The organism is Chitinophaga parva (genome assembly GCF_003071345.1).
Classification (GTDB): Bacteria; Bacteroidota; Bacteroidia; order Chitinophagales; family Chitinophagaceae; genus Chitinophaga; species Chitinophaga parva.
Genome location: NZ_QCYK01000002.1, coordinates 700,035 through 720,478 on the forward strand (window position 1 = coordinate 700,035; position 20,444 = coordinate 720,478).

Sequence of the window (20,444 nt, forward strand, 5' to 3'; positions counted from 1 at the left end):
ATGCACAGTAGCCTGCAACTTTAGCGTCACGGGACCGCATATGACTGCAAGCATAGGCCTATACCCGAAATTATCAGATCAGGAATCCATTCCGGGCAGGAGCGTGAGGGGGAGAAATAGCGGGGGTGCCGGGTGGCTAACGCATTAAATTATGTTACTCCTTACCTATCCTATGAAAAGCAAATGTGCTATCAGCAGCGTTGTACACGCTTGGGGCCTTGGCCTGCTTTTCCTGTTATGCGGTTTACTGGGTGCGGTGCCGGTTGCGGCGCAGGCGCCGGTGCGCATTATTAATCCTACGGGGGGCGGTACCGGTGATCCGGGGCTGCGCATAGAGGTGTATGCGGATGGGAGTTATCATGTGTACCGTGACGGGAAGCGGGAAACGTATGAGGGGAGTGATAAAATGAGCTGGGAGACCACTCCACATAACATACGGGGCCCCCAGACATATATTGCCCTTGCAGATGGTTATAACAGTGTTCCCGATCCTAATGAAAATAACCTCATTGCCCTGCAGCCTTCCTGGGTATCGCCCATTTATGGCAGTGGCACCGCAGGTAACCCCTGGAAGGTACAGATCATGGGTAAGGCCCACCAGGACAACTTCCGGTCTGGGGCTACAGATTTTTACTATACCATTATCCTGGAATATGTTAAGAACAATAACTACTTCTATACCAACTACCTGCTTTACTTTACCAACGGCGACCTGGTAGATTCTGACATCTATATTTTCCAAACAGAACGCGTGGTGATGGGTGCTGATCTGACTGACCTGACCGCGCTGGCGAATAGCGAATGTGTAATAGGTTATAAATCCTCTGAGTCTGATGGCGACGGCCCTAATCCCTCTGTAGTAGCCGCCTACCGCAGCACTTCCTGTGGCGCCGGTATACCTGCTCCTCGCAGCCATGTGCTTAAGATGAATGGTGGGTCCAATAATGGCAGCCAGCAGCGATTCCGCAGTTACTTCGTAGGCAATGAGACCGGCCGGATGACGCTACAGGAAAATATCCTCCAGCTACTGCCTAACAGTATTCAGTCTGCGCCAGCAGCCGGTACTTATGTGGGTATTTCCGCCAATAAGTTTTTTGACAACTTTATGGGCGATAATAAATGGGAGTGGACCGATCCCAGCGCTGATGGTTACCACCGTCCCAGTATCAGCACCCGGATGCTTACCGGTTACGGCACCACCCCCAATGACTTTGATGCCACACCTGTAGGGAATGCGCCTACCACCTTTGGTAGCGAGCCTCCTAAGATAGGGTTCCTTAAATCCACGGTCAAGGTGGGAGAAGGGAATAGCGGTGATGTGCAATACACGGGCAATATGCTCTACATCACCAGTGCCACCGCATTGCCAGCAATATTGACAGCAGACCTCATGCTGGAAATAGATGGCGTGTCCATCCCGGTGGCAAACCTGGATGGTAACCAGGCTGGCACCGCAGCAGATTACAAGTTGTCAAACGGTACACTGATCAAGGCTTTTAGCAATAGCACTCCAACCGATACGATCAAGATCCCGTTGGATTCATTCTTTATCACCGGCAATAATATCCTGCAGTACAACCGTGCGGTAAAACTGCAGCTAAAATCCAACTACGGTATGCTGCAGGTAGATGGAGGCCATGATACCTGCCGCGTGGTGATCGTAGACGATGAGCCCCGTGATATCAGCCTCACCCCGCTGAACACCACTATCCAGGAAGGTGATAACCCAACGGTGCGCGCTTCACTGCCCAGCGGTGTTACCGCCAGTTCCGATCTTACCATCAACCTGCATCTTAATTCCCTGGCCCATACTTCCGGCTTCAGCATCCCCCCCACGGTAGTGATACCAGGCGGCTCTGACCATGTGGATTTTACACTTACCACGGTAACAGATAACATCATCGAAAGGGATGACACCCTGCACATCAGCGCCGATGGCCAGATCATGGGGCAGAATGGCACCAGTACCACAGATGCCGTCTTCATGCTGAAAGACAAAACCCACACCATCCCGGCAAACATGCAACTCACGCTGGGGCCCGCATCTGCCACCGTGGATAAAGGCCTCACCGGCCAGACCATCACCGCCAGCCTGCCTGCCGGTATCACCACCGCCATCCCCATTAACATTACCCTTAGCCAGGATGCCGCCACCACCGCTGATCCCAGCAGCTATTCCATGCCGCTGCAGCTCCGCATAGACAGTGGCCAGGCCTCCGGCACCCTAACTTATAACACCCGCCTGGATAGCATTGTATACGGCCCGCTGGTAAAACACCTGGTGCTCAATGCTACCGCGAAAGACAGTGCCGGTAATATCTACACCACGCTCAATGCCATAGACCTGGGCATTAATGATAAGAACTGGCCCATGGCCCACCCGGTCATAGCAGGCCGCACCGCTGCTTCCATTGATGAAGGCAACGGTTCCTCCACGCTGTGGGTGGGCCTGCCGGATGGCCTGGTAGCAGGGCGCGATTTTGCCTTTGCCATCAGCACCAGCAGTAACCTCACCAGCGACCAGCATACCCTGACCGGTATGCCTGCGGATTCTGTACACATCACCACCGGCCATAGCGTGGATAGCTTTGCCGTGGTGAGCACCGTTGATGACGGCATTGTGGGCAATGATGAAACCGTGACCTTCACCGCGGCAGCGAATAACCTGCCGGTGGCAAACAATGGAAGCAATACGCTGAACATCGTAGACAAAACCGTGGCCGGTCCGCCGCCTACCCTCACTATCACCGCGGTAAGCAATGCATTACAGGAAGGACAAACCACCAGCCTCAAAATAGAACTGGACAACAACAAAACGCTGACCAAGGCACTGAACGTGACTTTCAGCCTGGCCAATGGTACTACCTCTGCCGGCGATGCCACGCTTAATACCGTTACTTACACGCTGCCGGCAAGCACTAATAACGTAACCATTCCAAACGTCATTACTGCCAATACCGATGCGATCATTGAAGGCAATGAGACCTTTTATGTAAATGCCACTGCCACCGGGGCTACGGTGAACGTGGTTGCAGATACCCTCACCATCACGGACAAGACCCGCCTCACCCCCGCACAAACGGCATTGATCATCAGCGCGCCTGCCATGCCAGCCGCATGGACCAAGGGGAATACCCAAACGGTGACCGTAAGCCTTCCTGCCGGTGTGAGCACACAAGTGCCTATCAGCATCAGCCTTACACCCAATGCTACTTCCGAAGTAGGCGCCGGCAACCTGGTACTGCCGGCCATGCCGCTGAAAATAGATTCCGGTGCCACCGGCGTTTCTTTCTCCGTGCATGTTAACACGGACCTGGAGGTGTATGGCCCGCTTACCCGCCACCTCCGCCTGGACGGTGCGGTAACGGATGGCGCCCTGCCTGCAGGCGCTTTTGCCATGGACAGCGTGCGGGCAGACATTACCGATAATAACTGGCCCCTGGCGCATCCGCTGGTGATCAACAAAGACACCATTGCAGAAGGCAGCGGCACTTACGCCGCCACCATTATCCTGCCAGATGGCCTGAAAGCCGGGCGGGACCTGGGTTTCAATATTACGGCTACCAACAGTCTTACAACCGGTAAGCACACCCTCACGGTGCCCGCCACCGTGAAGATCAACGCTGGCAGCACTTCCGCCAGCATCGGCAACTTTACGGTGCCTGCCGATGTGATCATTGGCAATAATGAAGACATTGCGTTTACCGGCGCATACAATGGCACCGGTAATGTAACAGATGCACCTGTTACCCCTGGTGGCGTACATATTAAAGATGCTACAAACGCCAGTGCGCTCACTATTGCACTTACCGCCAGCACGTCCAGCCTGGATGAAGGTCAAAGCAGCGATGTAACGGTGACCCTGGGCGGCGGCATGCAATTATTACAACCCCTCACCATCACGCTTACCCCGCAACTGGCGGGCACGCTTACCAATGGCGATTTTACACTGAACACCACTACGCTCACCCTGCCCGCGGGCACCAGCAGCAAGACTTTCAGCAACGTGCTCACCGCGAAGACGGACAATGTACTGGAGGTCAATGAAACCCTGAAGCTCAGCGCCACGGTGACCAGCGGGCCGGTAGTAAGCATTGCAGACCTGCCATTCATTATTAAGGATAAAACACACAGCGTAGCCGGCGCCACACAGCTCACGGTAACGCCCTCCGCTACCAATGTGCAGAAGGGCGGTAGCATTACGCTCACTATTGCACTGGCATCGCCCTATACAACGGAAACGCCTATCCAGAGCACCTTTACCTGGAACAATACTTCCACTACCGGTAGCAATGCCTACACGCTGGGCAGCAATCCCGTGGTGATCAGCAGCGGCAGCAGCACTACCGTAACGCTCACGGCAAAAACTGACAATATTGTATACGGCCCTTCCCTGCACAGCCTGAACCTGGATGCAACAGCCACTGATGCCGCCGGCAGCGTGACTATAAATAGTATATCCGTCACCGTTAGTGATAACAACTGGCCGCTGGTACACCCGCTGGTGATCAGCAATGGCAGCATTACGGAAGGTGGTGCCGCGTATACCAATACCATTACCCTGCCGGATGGCCTGGTAGCCGGACGGGACCTGGACTTTAACGTAAGTAATACCAACGGCATCAGCACTGGTGCACACCTGCTGGCGCAACCCGGTGCCGTGAAGATCCTCAGTGGCAGCAGCAGTGCAAACATTGCCAGCATCAGCACCCCGGTGGATGTGTACGTGGGGAATGATGAAAATGTAACTTATGCAGCTACCTACACCGGTACCGGCGCACCCGCTGATGCACCGGTGACCAGTGGCACCCTGCACATCAGCGATGCCACCGATGCAACACTGAACATTACCCTGGTACCTGCCACCACTGCACTTTCAGAAAATAACACGCCCACCGGTTTAACGCTTACCCTGGGCGGTGGCAGGAAGCTGGTGCAACCCATTAAGGTAGCCCTGGTACCCGCATTGAGCGGCACTACCACGGCGGCTGATTTTACGCTGGTGCAGGATACGCTGACACTGCCGGCAAACACGAACACCACGACCTTTACCGGCGTGTTGCAGGCAAACAGTGACCTGGTGCTGGAAGATACAGAGCCATTACTGATCACCGCCAACGTGGTGGGCCAGCCCGCCGCAACGGTGTCTGACATGCACTTTACCATCCATGACCTTACCCACAATTCCGCTGCAAACGTAGTACTGAATGTGGCCCCTGCCGCCAGTGCCCTGGCCAAGGGTAATACCACCACCCTGACCATCAGCCTGCCCACAGGCGTTACCACGGAGGTGCCGGTAAGCATCAACTTTAATTATGATGCTGCCTCCAGCGCCGCCAGTAACGCCTATACCCTGAACCTTCCCAACCCCTTGGTGCTGTCCAGCGGTCATAGCACTACGGTGACCTTCCAGGCCAATGCGGACAAGATCGTGTATGGCCCGGCCACCCGTTCCGTAAAACTGCTTACAGATGCGCATGACGATGTGAAAAATTTCACCATTAACAATGTGGTGGTGGCCATTATTGATAACAACTGGCCCCTGGCGCATCCCCTGCAGCTCAGCAAGGACACCATTACAGAAGGTGGCCCGGCGGCTACCCTGCAGCTGGCGCTGCCGGATAACCTGGTAGCCGGCAGGGACCTGGATTTCAGCCTTGCTTATACAAACGGGATCACGCTTGGTAAACATACTGTTACTGCACCTGCGGCCGTGAAGATCCCCACGGGCAGCGGCACTGCCGGTGTTGCCACCCTCAGTACACCGGTGGATGCCTTTATTGGCAATGATGAAGACATCACCTTTACCGCTGCGTACAATGGCTCCCTGGGCACCCCTGCAGAGGCACCGGTGAATAACGGCTCCCTGCACATTACGGATGCCACCAGTGCTTCCCTGGATATCACACTGACTGCTGCTAAAACCACGCTGGATGAGGATAACAGCCCGGTGGATGTAACGGTGTCTATCAACAATGGTATTATCCTGCTGCAGCCACTTACCATTAACCTGGCAGGTGTGAACAGCGGTACCACTACCGCCAGCGATTATACGTTATTGCAATCCACGCTTACCCTGCCCGCCGGTAGCACCAGCAAAACCTTTACCGGGGTGCTGCAGGCAAACAGCGATGCGGTGCTGGAGGCGGATGAAGCCCTGAAGATCAAAGGCAGCCTGCCTGCTTATCCCACGGCTACCGTGGCTGACCTGGACCTTACCATTCATGATCTTACCCATAACAATGCAGCCAATACCGTACTGACCGTGACTCCCGCCGCCGGCATAGTGCAGAAGGGGAGTGGCACTGCGCTGAACATTGCGCTGCCCACCGGCATTACCACGGAGGTGCCCATCCGTATCAATCTTGGTTACGATGCTACTTCTTCCGTAAGCAGCAGTGGCTACACCCTGGGCAGTAACCCGGTTGTGCTGGCAACGGGTAACAGTACCAGTACCACGCTCCATTTCCCAAGTGATAAAGTGCTCTTCTGGCCCCTGACGTACCAACTGAAACTGAACGCCAGCGCCAGTGACGCCGTGAAGCCGTTTAGCATCAACAATGTAACGGTGAATGAAACAGATAATAATTATCCCCTGCAACACCCGGTGCTGATCAGTAATGATACAGTGGCGGAAGGTGGCATAGGTACCATGACCATTACCCTGCCGGATAACCTGGTAGCGGGCCATGACATGAGCTTTACCGTAAATGCAGCCGGCAGCCTTACTTTGGGCACACACGGGATTACCGCACCTGCCACACCGGTGACCATTACGGCCGGGACTTCCTCCGCTACGATTGCCAATGTAAGCACCACGGTAGATAAGTACGTAGGCAACGATGAAGATGTAACTTTCTCCGCCACTGGCGCATTCCCGGTGAGCGACGGCATCCTGCATATCCAGGACCAATCTGGCAGCGCAATGAGCCTGCACCTCTACGCCAGCAATAGCCTGGATGAAGGCAGCAAGAGCCAGATCGGGGTACAGATAGAGAACAACCTGATCCTGCTGCAGCCGCTCACCATCCGGTTTACCGCGGTGGACAGCACCACTCACCCCGGCGACTATACGTTGTTGCAATCCATGGTGACCATCCCCGCGGGTGAGGACAGCCACACTTTTGCAGATGTGCTGCAAGCCAATACAGACCTGATCCTGGAAGGCAATGAGTACATGAAGCTGGCAGGCACGGTGACCAGCGGACAAGCCATCACCGTTCCGGATGTACCCTTCAAAATTGCAGACCTTACCCATAACAACCCGGCCAATACCGTGATCACCCTAACGCCCGCTGCGCCCACCACCTGGACCAAAGGTGACAGCCGCCCGCTCACGGTATCACTGCCGGCCGGGGTTACCACGGAGTTGCCCATTGTGCTGAACACCGCGCCCACTGCGGCTTCCCAGCTTACGGCGGCCAGTTACACCCTGCCTGCGCCCATCACCCTGGGCAGTGGTAATGATACGGTGGTAACCATGCAACTCCTGACGGATAACTATGTATACGGTCCGCAGACCATGCACCTGCAGGTGAGTGGCAGCGCGGTGGATCCCGTATTCAGCAGTTACACCGTGAGCAATGCAGACCTGGATGTTGCGGATAATAACTATGCCACCCTGGGCGGCCTGGCCCTTATCCTGGATGCCAGCACCATTACAGAAGGAGGCGCTGCTACTAAGCTTACCCTGGCCCTGCCGGGTAGCCTGAAAGCCGGCAGGGACCTGGCATTCGCCATCAAGGCGGTGAGTGACCTGGCCAGTCATGCGCACGTAATAGCATGGCCTACAGACAGCGTACATTTTGCTTACGGAGATCATAGCGTTACCGTTGCATTGCCACAGGCAGCAACCGACAAGGTGATTGGCAATAATGAAAACATTACCATTGCCGCGGCAGCCGCCGGCTTCACGGTGAGTGGCGCCACCCTGCACATTGCAGATGCCACCGCTGCCGACCCGGTAAGTGGTAAAGTGACCCTGGGCAGCAGTGCGGCTGGTGTGCTGGAAGGCCATAGCGTACAACTAACGGCCAGCCTGGGTACCGGCGTCACTGCTACGCAGGATGTGGTGATAAGCCTGGCGGCCAATGCCGCTTCCACCGCCAGCAGCGCAGATTACAGCCTGCCTGCCAGCATTACCATCCCCGCCGGCAGCAGCAGTGCCAGCATCACCCTGGATGCCAACATGGATAATATCCTGGAACCTGCTGAGCTGCTGCGCATAATTGGTACCAGCACCGGCCTCACAGTGACCAGTACGGACGTGCAGATCGATGACGCTACCCATCTTGACCCGGCCAATACTGCCCTGCAGATCACAATAGACAGCAGCAGCATTATCAAAGGCCACAGCACCAAAGTGACCATCAGCTTTGTAAACACCAGCATTACTACCGCACAGGCCTTTAATATAGCGGTAAGCGCAGCGGGTGCCACCACCGCTGCCACTACCGACTACAATGCATTGCCCACCGCCCTGCAAATGCCCGCAGGCGCCGGCAGCACCAGCTTTACCCTGCAAACGCTGAACAACAACCTAAACGAAACCACTGTAGCCCTGGTGCTGGCAGGTAACGCCACCGGCTATACGATCACTAATAGTAACACGGTAGACATCCTCACTGTGATCCAGCTTACGGTGCAGATCGTGAAAACGAAGGATGCCGCAGAACCGGCTACAGACGGTGCATTCACCGTGCAACTGCCTGCCGGCACTGTAGCTGCTGCTGATATTACCGTAACGCTGAATATTGACAACACCGGCGCCACAGCCAATTTTGTAACACCACCCACCCAGGTAACCATCCCCGCGGGTGCCGGCAGTATAACCGTGCCCGTAGTGATCAAGGACGATTACATCCTGCAGGGTGATGGAGAACTTACCGCTACCGTGGTAACCGCCACCAGCGCCAGCGGCACCATCCTGGTAGATAATACACCGGCGGTGATGACCATTACAGATGATGAAAATGCGCCTACCGGCCCTAAAGCAGAAGCCCGCAAAATAGTGATAGAGAAGATCAGTGATGCCCGCAAGCCCGCCAGCAACGGTGCTTTCCGCATACGCTTTGCAGATGCAAGGGTGAGCGTGGCCAAGGACGTGCAGGTAAGCTACGCCGCTTCCGGCGATGCTGCCCCGGATGCTGATTACCATGCGCTGCCCGGCACCGTGGTGATACCGGCCTTCGAAACGGAAGCCGTGGTAAACGTAGTACCTATCCTGAATGATGATGTGTTCAAAGATGTAACGGCCACCTTCACGTTGGACCAGGTAAGTTCGGCGATGAAATCCGTGAACTGGAACATCAGTGATACCGCCGCTTTTGCAGACATTCTCATCCGCGATAACAACGGCGTGCCGGATACCGCGATGGCGATCATTGGCCCCAACCGCTGGACCGATGATACTACCCGCAAGATCCGCGTACATCCTGCCCTCTCACCCAATGGTGATGGTGTGGGTAATGACGCCATGTACGTAGAGAACATCAATAAGTTCCCCGAAAACGAGGTGACCGTATTTAACCGCTGGGGCGCCACCGTGTTCCATACGCGCAACTACGATAACCTGGACAACAACTTCGCCGGCCGTTACAATGTGAATGGGAGCGGCAATGTGCCGGAGGGAACGTACTACTATATCATCATTATTAACGACCACGGCAAGCAGGAACGTTATACCGGCTTTGTAGTGATAAGAAGGTAATGATGGGGAAGATATTTAAGCGTATCAATCAATTTCAAACTATTCCAATGAAAAGATGCCTGCTTGCCGTTATGGGTGCGGTGCTGCTGGCTGCCGGGGCACAACCGGTGCGTGCGCAGCAGCAACAGGACCCGCAATATGCACAGTATATGTTCAACGGCATTGTGATCAACCCTGCCTATGGTTCCATGGATGAATCTACCAACCTGACCGCGGTAGCCAGGGACCAGTGGGTAGGTATAGAAGGGGCGCCCAAGACGGCCGCGTTCAGCTTTTACAGCCCGGTGCATCAATCCGGGACCACGCTGGGCTTTACCGGCCTTACAGAAAACGTGGTGCCGGTAACGCAAACGGCGCTGAACCTGCATGTATCCCAGAGGGTAATGCTGAACCATAAGACCTACCTGGCCCTGGGCCTCAAAGTAGGCATGGCACAGTTTCATGAAAATGACCAGCAGTTCAATACATCAGACCCCGTATATGCCAAGAACCTCACGTATTCACGCACGGATGTGGGCTTTGGGTTCATGCTGTTTACAGAGCGTTTTTACGTGGGCCTTTCTTCACCTTCATTCCGGTCGCTGGCCAACAGTAAGAAAGCGGAAACCACCATCTACCAGCGCCGCTGGTACCTGCAGGCGGGTTATCTTTTTGATGTGAATGATGACCTGAAGTTTAAGCCCAATGCGATGCTGCGCCAGGTGTACGGCAATGGCTTCCAGTATGACCTGAATGCAAATTTCCTCATTAAGAATACCGTATGGGCGGGCGCTTCTTACCGTTCAGAAAAGATCGTGAATGCCATCATGCAGGTGCAGGCTACTAAAAACCTGCAGGTAGGATATGCCTATGATTTTCCCTTGTCCAACAACCTGCTGGGCATGCAGGGTGGATCGCATGAGTTGATGCTGAACTACCGGTTTTCTTTCAATAAGTTTAAAGTAGTGGCCCCCCGTTATTTTTAGGCAAGTCAAGCTATACATACACCTGCTTGAATCATGCAGATCAGATCCCGCGCCTTACCAGGTGCGGGTTTTTTTTAGCCCGCAGCCCGGTATTAATTTTTGTGGTAATAACAAAACATTAGCAATTAACTCCACAAAAAAACGGGTGATAAGCCCAAGCCGGCATGGTATTCAAATAGGAAAAAGTTTAAAAAAAATTTAGGGAAGGGGCAATCCAAAGTGATTTCAGGGACGTAGATGTATTAGAAGCGAAACGGAAAAGATTGTCATGTGTCTGTTTCGGGAATAATGATTAACTGGCTTTTGGCCACCATAAATAATTAATAGAAGCTTTCGAGAGATATTCTTAAAGATGTTGTGTCTTTTAATGGTTAACTTGGGAAACGAGCCTGGTATTCGCTACCAGGCTTTTATTTTTTAGGCCCTTTCAAAAAAATCCCGTGTTATAACGGGATGCGCATGACGTAGTCATTCATATAATAATCATTGCCAATGTGGGTATCCTTTTCACCTACCACTGCAAAGCCCTGCTTTTTGTAAAAGTACAGTGCTTTATTATGGCGGTTTACATCCAGTTCCAGGGTGTGGGCGCCTTTTTCCGCCACCAGATCTTTTACGGTGTTCATCATGGTTTTACCAAGGCCCTTTCCCTGGAGGTCTGTATCCAGGTAGATCTTGTGCAGCTTGTATACGCCTTGCTCCGCATGTGGGCTGAACGCCGCATAGCCTGCGGGCTGGTCTTCTTCCCGGAATACGAGGAAGGTATAATGATCGTCCGTTATCTGTGCGGCAAGGGCAGGAGTGCCGTACATCATATCCAGCATGTAGGTCATTTGCGCCGGGGAAAGGATTTCCGCATAGGTGCGGGCCCAGATCTTATGGGCCAGGGCCTGTATGGTGGGTATATCCTGTAAGGTGGCGATATGGTAGTTCATCAGCTGTTGGCCTCTTCGTTTAAAATGTTCTGTATGCGGGCTTCAATGTCCTCCAGTGGGGTAAAGCCTTTTGCCACCAGGTAGTATTGCTTGTCTGTGGCCAGCACAGCGGCAGGGAAGCCGGTGATGCCCCAGCTTTGCACCTGGGCAAATTCCTGGTTGGTGGCATAGCGCACTTCGTCACTGTTCATCTCTGCTACAAAGGCGTCTGGATCGAGGCCGTATTTGATGGCCAGTTCCCGGTAGGTAGCATCATCGTTGAGACTTTTGCCATCAAAGTTAAAGGCCACCTGTATATCATGTACAAAATCCACTGCCTGGGCGGGCTTCAGCTGCTTAAACACTGTAATGGCGGTGCTGGGCTTTTCAGAGTCCTGCAGGTAGGTCTTGGAGAGCAGCAGCCCGTCCAGGAAGGCTTTTCCAAATTCAATACCCGTCAGGCTTTCCACCTGTTTGTGCGCTTTGAGGATGTACTGTTCCATACGCTCAATAGGGTAGCGGTTGTCGCCCGTGATCATGCCGCCGGAGAGCACGTCAAACTGCATGTCGGGGTGGTTTTGCTGCAGCTGCTGCACCACAGGGGTGAAGCCATAACACCAGCCACAGATCGGGTCAGCGATATAAATGAAGGTCATTGTATGATATTGTTAGGATTGTCAATTATTAATCTAACCATTTAGCCAGTTCCAGGGCGCTGAAGCTACTCAGGTTATGTTGTTTGGTTAGGCCTCCTTTCTGGGCTGCCAGTACGCCGTAGCGTACATCTGCAAAGCCGTCTATGCTGTGGGCGTCGGGGTCTATGGAAATGAGACAGCCTTTGTCCAGGGCTTTGGCAATGTAGCGCCAGTCTATGTCCAGGCGGCGCGGGTGGGCATTGAGCTCTATCACCACGTTATTGGCCTTGCAGGCATCTATGATGCGGTCGTGGTCTACCGGGTAGCCATTGCGGCTCAGCAACAGGCGGCCGGTCATGTGGCCCAGGATGGTGGTGTAAGGGTTTTCGATGGCTTTGATGAGGCGGGCCATGGCCTTGTCCTCCGTCATTTTCAGGTTGGCGTGTACGGACGCGATCACCAGGTCAAAGGTGGCCAGCACCTCATCGGGGTAGTCCAGGTTTCCGTCACCGAGGATATCAGATTCCACGCTTTTGAAAATGCGGAAAGGCGCCAGGCGTTGGTTCAGTTCTTCTATCTGGGCATGCTGTGCCTGGATGCGCTCTATGGAGAGGCCATTGGCATATACCGCGGTGCGGGAGTGGTCGCTGATCACCAGGTACTCAAACCCTTGCTGGGCGGCCGCGGTGGCCATTTGCTCCAGGTCGTGCTGCCCATCGCTCCAGGTGCTGTGGGAGTGGATGATGCCTTTAATGTCCGTGGGCTGGATAAGTTCCGGCCAGGCGGACAAGCCTTTGGCTTTGTGCGATTCGCCCATGCCTTCGCGGAGGGCGGCCGGCAGGAAAGCGATATGGGAGCGGCTGAAGATTTCTTCTTCCGTATGGCAATCAGTAGCAGTATCACCACCGGCGGCGCGGAACTCTTCGAGGAAGGCCGGGGTAGCGGTGGTATGGAACAGGGTAGTGGCAAAGTTGGTCTCTGTGGCGGAGAAGATCTTCACTTTTACCTTTTGCTCGTGGTGCAGCACCAGCATCTCATCCGTACTGGTTACCAGTGAAAATTCTTTCATGGACACCAGGCTTTCTTCCAGGCGGGCTACCGGCAGGGCAATGACCAGTTCCACTTCATCTATGATAGGCTCCTGGCGGCGGAAGTGGCCGGTGAGCGATACGGCGGCAGGGGCAAAGAAGCTGCTGAGTTGCTTTTCCAGGTCCAGTGCAAAGGTTTCCACCTGAGCATAGAGGAAGCGTTCCCGGTTTGCCATATAAAATTCAATGGCCTGCCTTACGCTTTCCTGGGTCTTTTCGCCAAAGCCTTTGAGCAGGGAGAGGCGGTTTTCGTTGCAGGCGTAGAGCAGTTCCCCGAGGGATTCTATTTCCAGTTCTTTCCAGATGGTAGCGATCTTTTTGGGGCCCAGGCCTTTGATTTTCAGCATTTCCATGATGCCGGGCGGGGTGATCTCGATGTAGTTATCGAGGAGGGCCAGGCGTCCGCTAAGCAGGAGTTCCTGTATATTTTTGAGCAGGGATTCTCCTATGCCTTTGATCTTTTTCATTTCTTCCAGTGGCATGCCTTCGAGGGGCAGGGGCAGCTTGTCGATGGTGAAGGCGGCGCTGCCAAAGGATTTGGCTTTGAAGGAGTTTTCCCCGTGAATGTCCATGAGTTTAGACAGCAGGGAAAAGCTGTCGGCGATCGTGCTATTATCCATGGGTGCAAGATACCAACAAAAAAGCTTCCCATCTTGCGACGGGAAGCTTATCATTACGAGTTGCAGATCGATCTTACATAGAAGAAGACTCGCTAGAGGAATTGCCGTTAGATTCAACTGAGGGAGCAGCTTTCTTGGCGGCAGCTTTCTTCTTAGGAGCAGCTTTCTTCTTGGGAGCGGCTTTCTTAGCAGCAGCTTTCTTTTTAGGAGCAGCAGCTTTCTTAGCGGCGGCTTTCTTTTTAGGAGCAGCTTTCTTAGCAGCGGCTTTCTTTTTAGGAGCGGCTTTCTTAGCAGCAGCTTTCTTTTTAGGAGCAGCGGCTTTCTTGGCAGCAGCTTTCTTCTTAGGAGCAGCTTTCTTAGCGGCGGCTTTTTTAGGAGCAGCTTTCTTAGCAGCAGCTTTTTTCTTGGGAGCAGCAGCTTTTTTAGCAGCGGCTTTTTTCTTGGGAGCAGCAGCTTTTTTCACTGCAGCTTTTTTCTTAGGCGCAGCTTTTTTAGCAGCTGCTTTTTTAATTGTTGCCATTGTTTTTTGAATTTGGGTTAGTAAAAAAATTGGGTATTAAAAAAAACTTTATGGCAAACACTGTTCCTAAGCTTCCGCCTGGGCAGTGGTGTCAAATGATTTTACGGAAACGAAAGTCCTGTTTTCACGACCTTTTCTGAATTCAACAACACCATCAGTCAGGGCAAAAATGGTAAAATCTTTACCAATGCCTACGTTCTGACCCGGATGATAAACAGTACCACGCTGGCGGATGATAACGTTACCGGCAACGGCGATCTGGCCACCGAATACCTTTACACCCAGTCTTTTGCTCTGGGAATCACGACCGTTCTTAACGCTACCTTCACCTTTTTTATGTGCCATCTGGAAATAACTTTTTTAAACTTGTATAAATAAATTTACGCGATTTCGCTGATCTTAATCTTGGTAAAATGAGTACGGTGACCAACTTTCTTACGGAAACCCTTACGGCGTTTCATCTTAAAGGCAATCACCTTATCTCCCTGCACATGGGCAAGGATCTCTGCTTTAACCACTGATTTTACATCAGTACCAACGGTCAGCTTACCGCCGTTGTCTACCAGCAGAACTTCCGCAAATTCAACTTTATCGCCGATTTTGCCGGAAAGTTGCTGTACAAATATTTCTTGGTCTTTTTCAACCTTGAATTGCTGACCTGAGATTTTTACAACTGCAAACATAGTAATCCAAAAATAATTTCCTGCAAAGGTATTGAATAGTTTGTAAATAACAAACTTTTTCGGCCCCAAAAAGAAGGGTCCGGGGCGTGGAAGGTATATGCCCGGGGGTGATAACATAAAGATACAAGCTTTCCCGGAAAATAAAAACTTGCTCCAGGCGCCGTACCATCGTGAATACCAGTAGCTTACCCGCGAAGCCTTGGTAATCCGGGAGAAATTGCAGTATCTTGCCCCTGTTGCATCGCAATTTTTTTACTTTTGCTTTTGGTCCTGCCAACGGGCCAGGGCCATTATAAAAGCTACAAACGTACCCGGGCATGAGCGTTGCCCGGTCCGTATACATTATTCTAAATTAACGGGCATGAAGTTCAAATCACTGCTGGCCAAACCATTTGCTTCCATTGTGAGTGCCAAACTCCGGAAGGAAATGCACCGGGCGGTAGAAGACCAGGAAGCAATCTGGCAGGAGCTGGTGAAAACCGGTAAGAAGACCGAATTTGGGAAAGACCATCACTACGATGATATCCGCAACTACGACGACTTTATAAAAGCAGTGCCCATCCGGGATTATGAACTGTTTAAACCCTATATCGAAAAGATAAAAGAAGGGAAACACAATATTTTATGGACCGGGCAGCCCATTTACCTGGCCAAGACCTCCGGTACCACCAGTGGGATCAAGTACATTCCCATCTCTAAAGATTCTATCTCCAATCATATGGATACAGCCCGCAATGCGCTGCTGAATTATATGTCGGAGACCGGCCGTACGGATTTTGCCGACCGGAAAATGATCTTCCTCTCCGGGTCGCCCGAACTGGAAAGGGTAGGAGGCATTCCTACCGGCCGCCTGAGTGGCATTGTGAACCATCACGTGCCCAGCTACCTGCGTACCAACCAGCTGCCTTCTTACCAGACCAATTGCATTGAAGACTGGGAAACCAAACTGGCCGCCATCGTGGAGGAGACCTATCACCAGGATATGTCGCTGATCAGTGGCATTCCACCATGGATGCAGATGTACTTTGACCGGCTGATCGAGAAAAGCGGTGGCAAGTTGATCAAGGATATTTTCAAGAACCTGGAAGTGATCGTTTACGGCGGGGTAAACTTTGAGCCCTACCGGGCCAAGCTGATGGCCTCCATTGGCAAGCCCATCGCTACTATTGAGACCTACCCGGCCTCTGAAGGCTTCTTTGCCTTCCAGGACACCCAGGAACACCAGGGCCTGCTGCTCAATACCAATTCCGGCATTTTTTATGAATTTATCCCGGCCAACGAGATCTTTAACGAAAATCCCACCCGTATTTCCCTGAAAGATGTACAAGTTGGGGTGAATTATGCGTTGATAATAAATAATAACGCCGGCTTGTGGGGCTATAATATTGGAGATACGGTGAAGTTCCTTTCTACCAACCCCTACCGTATAGCTGTGACCGGCCGTATCAAGCACTTTATTTCCGCCTTTGGAGAGCACGTGATCGGGGAAGAAGTGGAGTACAGTCTCATGAAGGCCGCCAGGGAAGAAGGCGTGCACATCACAGAATTTACCGTGGCGCCCCGTGTGCAGGTGGATGGAGAACTGCCTTACCACGAATGGTTTGTGGAGTTTGAGAATGCCCCGGCAAACCTGGCCGACTTTGCCCGGAAGGTGGACGAGAACATGCGCGGCAAGAATATTTACTATGACGACCTGCTGACGGGCAATATCCTGCAACCCCTGAAAATAAGGCCGGTGCGTCGCCAGGGCTTTATTGAATATATGAAGTCCATTGGCAAACTGGGCGGCCAGAACAAGGTGCCCCGCCTGAGCAATGACCGGAAACTGGCAGATGAGCTGGAAGCATATGTAGTGCGTTAATGGTTGAATGTTAGCCGTTAATTGTTAGATTGCCGGATCATTGGATCGTAGAAACTGAAACTTAATTGAGAAACGTGCTGGGGCCTTTCCCGGCATGTCCATTTGTAAAATCATTGAACGTTAATGGTGGTGGTTACCTGTGGAACACCCGCATGCGATGAACCATTTACTATTAACCATTAACTTTTTTCCATGAAGAAACGCATTGCCATTTTCGGTTCCACCGGCTCTGTGGGCATACAGGCGCTGGACGTAATTGCCGCGCATCCGGACCGCTTTACCGTGGAGGTGCTGACCGCCCAGCAAAATGCAACCCTGTTGATAGAGCAAGCCCTGAAGTTCAACCCCAATGCGGTGGTGATCGGGGACGAGAAGAAATATGAAGAAGTGAAGGCAGCCCTGTTTGACAAGGGCATTAAAGTATTTGCCGGGGCCAAATCCCTGGTGGAAGTGGCTGCCTGGAATACCATAGATGTAATGCTGGCGGCCATTATGGGCTTTGCCGGCCTGGCACCTACCTTGTCTGCCATAGAGCAGGGCACTACGGTGGCCCTGGCCAATAAGGAGACCCTGGTAGTAGCCGGCGACATTGTAATGGAGATGGCGCGCCGCAAGAATGTGGCCATCCTGCCGGTGGATTCTGAGCATTCCGCCATTTTCCAATGCCTGCTGGGCGAGCCCCTGCGCCAGGTGGAAAAGGTGATCCTTACCGCATCCGGCGGGCCTTTCCTGGGTAAGAAGCCGAACTTCCTGATCAATGTAAAGAAAGACCACGCCCTGCAGCATCCCAACTGGAGCATGGGTGCCAAGATCACCATAGATTCTGCCACGCTGATGAACAAAGGCCTGGAAATGATCGAGGCCAAGTGGCTGTTTGCCCTGAAGGATGAGCAGATCGAGGTGATCATTCATCCCCAGTCCATCATCCACTCCATGGTGCAGTTTACCGACGGCTCCATCAAAGCCCAGATGGGATTGCCCTCCATGAAGCTGCCCATCCAGTACGCGCTGGGCTTCCCCGACCGCCTGGAGAATGATTTTCCGCGCTTTAACTTCAAGAACTACCCGGTGCTGAACTTTGAGCAGCCAGACACCAAAACCTTCCGCAACCTGGCCATAGCCGTAGAGGCGATGAAGGCCGGCGGGAATGCTGCCTGCGTAATGAACGCAGCCAACGAAGAAGTGGTGCTGGCATTCCTGAAGAACAGGATCGGTTTCCTGCAGATGACGGAAGTGATAGAGGAGGTGATGACCAAGGTGCCTTTCATTGAAAAGCCGTCCCTGAACGATTACTACGAGAGCGACCAGGCTGCCCGCAAGCACGCTACCAAGCTGATAAGCGCAATCGTAATTTAACAATATATTTGTGGGGCAATCCCCGGTTATATAAGAAAAAACGGATATTTTTCCGTTCCAAACCTTTAAAACGCGTAGTAACCGCAACAATTAAATGAGTCAAGAGATCTTAATTAAGGCTGGACAGTTAATCTTATCCTTGTCTATCCTGGTGGTATTCCATGAGTTGGGCCACTTTATCCCTGCCCGGCTGTTCAAGATCAAAGTGGAGAAGTTCTACCTGTTCTTTGACCCCTGGTTTTCCCTGTTCAAATACAAAAAAGGCGATACGGAATACGGCATTGGCTGGCTGCCCCTGGGTGGCTATGTGAAAATTGCCGGTATGATAGATGAGAGCATGGACAAGGAGCAGATGGCCTTGCCGCCCCAGCCCTGGGAGTTCCGCTCCAAGCCGGCCTGGCAACGCCTCATTGTAATGATAGGCGGGGTAACGGTGAACGTGATCCTGGCTTTCCTCATCTACGCCATGATGCTGTGGCACTGGGGCGAAGATGTGCTGCCACATGATAAAGTTACTTTCGGCATCCAGACGGATTCCCTGACCCGCAGCATAGGCCTGCGCGACGGGGACCAGATCCTGAGCGTGGATCATAAAGTGATAGAAGACTTTAGCCGCGTGGGCGGATATGTAGTGCTGCACCAGGCCAAGACCATCCAGGTACAGCGTGGCAGTGAGCAGGTAGAGATCAACGTACCGGACACCTTTGTGGGCCAGGTGGTGGCAAACAAAGCCACGATCCTGCTGCCCCGTACCCCCGCCGTGATAGATACCTTTGGTGAGCAGTCTCCCGCAAGGGCAGCCGGCCTGAAGGTGGGCGATCGTGTAATGTCTGTAAATGGTGCCACCACTGCATTTGTGGGTGATTTGCTGGATACGATGAAGCTGTATAATAAAAAACCGGAAACGGTTACCGTGGGCTTGCTGCGTAATGGCCAGGCCCTGCAGGTGCCCGTGCAGCTGGATAGCACCGGCAAGATGGGCATTGGCTTTGCATCGCCCATGGATACTACGTTGATGAAGGAGTACTTCCAGCCCAAACATATTGCTTATTCTTTCTTTGAATCGCTGCCGGCCGGTGTGCGCAAGGTGGGTACTTCGCTGAACAATTATGTGTTGCAGCTGAAACTGATCTTCGTAGCCAAGGGTATTAAACCTACAGAATCTGTGGGTGGTTTTGTGACCATTGGCAGCCTGTTCCCGCCGGTGTGGGACTGGGCCTCTTTCTGGCAGATGACGGCCTTCCTAAGCATTATCCTGGCGTTTATGAACATCTTGCCTATCCCGGCACTGGATGGGGGGCACGTGCTTTTCCTGTTGTATGAAGTGATCACCGGCCGCAAGCCCGGGGAGAAGTTCATGGAGTATGCACAATACGTGGGGATGATCATCCTGCTGGGGCTGTTGTTGTTTGCGAATGGTAATGATATTTATAAACTGATCACCCGGCATTAGGGTGGAATTTGGAGCGTATTGATGAAATGGCCGGCCGTGTGCCGGCCATTTCTTTTTGTGAGGGGGGTATTTTGAGCTTTTTAACGTTTATGGTGGGGAATGGCTGGTGGTATGCGGTCATTTCTTTTTGGTGGCTTTTTAACGTTTACGACGGAATGCCGGTCATTTCTTTCAAGGGGTCTTTCAGCGTTTACGATGGTATGCCGGTCATTTCTTTGTTATGACGGGAATATTTCGTATTTTTGGTGTCCTGAAAAAATTGGGGCTGCCTGGTTTTGACAGCATAGGTCTTTGAAAGTGTAAGCATGCCGTGCGTTGGATAATTAGCACGTAAATCTGAATACCCAAACTCTAAATGGCGAATCTAACTTTGCCATGGCTGCCTAATTAAATTAGGTACCCATTATAGCCGCCGGATGATGTGGCCTTATGCGTCTCCCGCCGCCGAATCAAACCCACAATAGGATAGGTTTTCATGGTTTCTGTGAGTGAAAGCTGAAACTCAAACGGATAAGGACCGGGCTGGTTTGTTCTGCCCCTGGCACGGTTCCGACAAACTAATGCGGAAATAAGCATGTAGAAAGCTTTTGGAGGATATGTTTGGACGCGGGTTCGATTCCCGCCAGCTCCACTTTATACT

General features: G+C 52.6%; 12 protein-coding genes and 1 other RNA gene. 7 read left to right on the plus strand and 6 right to left on the minus strand.

Annotated elements, in window-relative coordinates; genetic code table 11:
- Positions 1–172: 172 nt before the first annotated feature.
- Together DCC81_RS13370 and DCC81_RS13375 are read left to right on the plus strand one after the other, a co-directional pair.
- Entirely contained in the window at positions 173–9,709 is a 9,537-nt protein-coding gene (locus tag DCC81_RS13370; protein WP_165806566.1) for a T9SS type B sorting domain-containing protein, read from the plus strand.
- 47 nt (positions 9,710–9,756) lie between these two features.
- Positions 9,757–10,674, plus strand: a complete 918-nt coding sequence (locus tag DCC81_RS13375) for a PorP/SprF family type IX secretion system membrane protein (protein ID WP_165806567.1) — start codon at positions 9,757–9,759, stop codon at positions 10,672–10,674.
- A gap of 443 nt (positions 10,675–11,117) precedes the next feature.
- Here DCC81_RS13375 and DCC81_RS13380 read toward each other — a convergent pair whose 3' ends face one another.
- The 6 genes from DCC81_RS13380 to rplU all read right to left on the minus strand — a co-directional run bounded on the left by DCC81_RS13380 (position 11,118) and on the right by rplU (position 15,251).
- A complete protein-coding gene (locus DCC81_RS13380; protein WP_108687130.1) occupies positions 11,118–11,609 on the minus strand; it encodes a GNAT family N-acetyltransferase in 492 nt (163 codons plus the stop codon).
- Positions 11,609–12,244: a DsbA family protein gene (locus DCC81_RS13385; RefSeq protein ID WP_108687131.1), complete on the minus strand. Its 636-nt coding sequence runs from the start codon at positions 12,242–12,244 to the stop codon at positions 11,609–11,611. Before DCC81_RS13385 ends, DCC81_RS13380 begins: the two co-directional genes overlap by 1 nt.
- A 28-nt stretch (positions 12,245–12,272) precedes the next feature.
- Positions 12,273–13,931 carry a DNA polymerase/3'-5' exonuclease PolX gene (locus DCC81_RS13390; protein WP_108687132.1) on the minus strand — a complete coding sequence of 553 codons (1,659 nt, stop codon included), beginning with the start codon at positions 13,929–13,931 and terminating at the stop codon, positions 12,273–12,275.
- A gap of 73 nt (positions 13,932–14,004) precedes the next feature.
- A complete protein-coding gene (locus DCC81_RS13395; RefSeq protein WP_108687133.1) occupies positions 14,005–14,451 on the minus strand; it encodes a histone in 447 nt (148 codons plus the stop codon).
- Between the two features lie 66 nt (positions 14,452–14,517).
- Complete coding sequence (gene rpmA / locus DCC81_RS13400) at positions 14,518–14,796, minus strand: 50S ribosomal protein L27 (RefSeq protein ID WP_108687134.1); 279 nt, start codon at positions 14,794–14,796, stop codon at positions 14,518–14,520.
- Positions 14,797–14,831: 35 nt separating this feature from the next.
- On the minus strand, positions 14,832–15,251 hold the full coding sequence (rplU, locus tag DCC81_RS13405) for a 50S ribosomal protein L21 (RefSeq protein WP_240612982.1): 420 nt from the start codon (positions 15,249–15,251) through the stop codon (positions 14,832–14,834).
- A 244-nt stretch (positions 15,252–15,495) separates the two neighbouring features.
- Here rplU and DCC81_RS13410 point away from each other — a divergent pair, with 244 nt between their 5' ends.
- From DCC81_RS13410 to ssrA, 5 genes are all read left to right on the plus strand, one after another.
- A complete protein-coding gene (locus DCC81_RS13410) occupies positions 15,496–16,995 on the plus strand; it encodes a GH3 auxin-responsive promoter family protein (protein WP_108687136.1) in 1,500 nt (499 codons plus the stop codon).
- A gap of 192 nt (positions 16,996–17,187) precedes the next feature.
- Complete coding sequence (locus tag DCC81_RS13415; protein WP_108687137.1) at positions 17,188–18,351, plus strand: 1-deoxy-D-xylulose-5-phosphate reductoisomerase; 1,164 nt, start codon at positions 17,188–17,190, stop codon at positions 18,349–18,351.
- 94 nt (positions 18,352–18,445) lie between these two features.
- On the plus strand, positions 18,446–19,804 hold the full coding sequence (rseP, locus tag DCC81_RS13420) for an RIP metalloprotease RseP (RefSeq protein ID WP_108687138.1): 1,359 nt from the start codon (positions 18,446–18,448) through the stop codon (positions 19,802–19,804).
- Positions 19,805–19,812: 8 nt separating this feature from the next.
- Positions 19,813–20,028 (plus strand): hypothetical protein, encoded by a 216-nt coding sequence (locus DCC81_RS13425; RefSeq protein ID WP_108687139.1) that lies wholly within the window; start codon positions 19,813–19,815, stop codon positions 20,026–20,028.
- 37 nt (positions 20,029–20,065) lie between these two features.
- Positions 20,066–20,438, plus strand: a transfer-messenger RNA (tmRNA) gene (gene ssrA, locus DCC81_RS13430).
- The last annotated feature ends 6 nt before the right edge of the window (positions 20,439–20,444 follow it).

Excerpts from the sequence above, each read along its gene's own strand:
- rpmA (WP_108687134.1), bottom strand. The coding sequence starts at position 14,796 with ATGGCACATAAAAAAGGTGAAGGTAGCGTTAAGAACGGTCGTGATTCC.
- DCC81_RS13390 (WP_108687132.1), bottom strand. The coding sequence starts at position 13,931 with ATGGATAATAGCACGATCGCCGACAGCTTTTCCCTGCTGTCTAAACTC.
- DCC81_RS13375 (WP_165806567.1), top strand. The coding sequence starts at position 9,757 with ATGAAAAGATGCCTGCTTGCCGTTATGGGTGCGGTGCTGCTGGCTGCC.
- rplU (WP_240612982.1), bottom strand. The coding sequence starts at position 15,251 with ATGTTATCACCCCCGGGCATATACCTTCCACGCCCCGGACCCTTCTTT.
- DCC81_RS13410 (WP_108687136.1), top strand. The coding sequence starts at position 15,496 with ATGAAGTTCAAATCACTGCTGGCCAAACCATTTGCTTCCATTGTGAGT.
- rseP (WP_108687138.1), top strand. The coding sequence starts at position 18,446 with ATGAGTCAAGAGATCTTAATTAAGGCTGGACAGTTAATCTTATCCTTG.
- DCC81_RS13380 (WP_108687130.1), bottom strand. The coding sequence starts at position 11,609 with ATGAACTACCATATCGCCACCTTACAGGATATACCCACCATACAGGCC.
- DCC81_RS13415 (WP_108687137.1), top strand. The coding sequence starts at position 17,188 with ATGAAGAAACGCATTGCCATTTTCGGTTCCACCGGCTCTGTGGGCATA.
- DCC81_RS13385 (WP_108687131.1), bottom strand. The coding sequence starts at position 12,244 with ATGACCTTCATTTATATCGCTGACCCGATCTGTGGCTGGTGTTATGGC.
- DCC81_RS13395 (WP_108687133.1), bottom strand. The coding sequence starts at position 14,451 with ATGGCAACAATTAAAAAAGCAGCTGCTAAAAAAGCTGCGCCTAAGAAA.
- DCC81_RS13370 (WP_165806566.1), top strand. The coding sequence starts at position 173 with ATGAAAAGCAAATGTGCTATCAGCAGCGTTGTACACGCTTGGGGCCTT.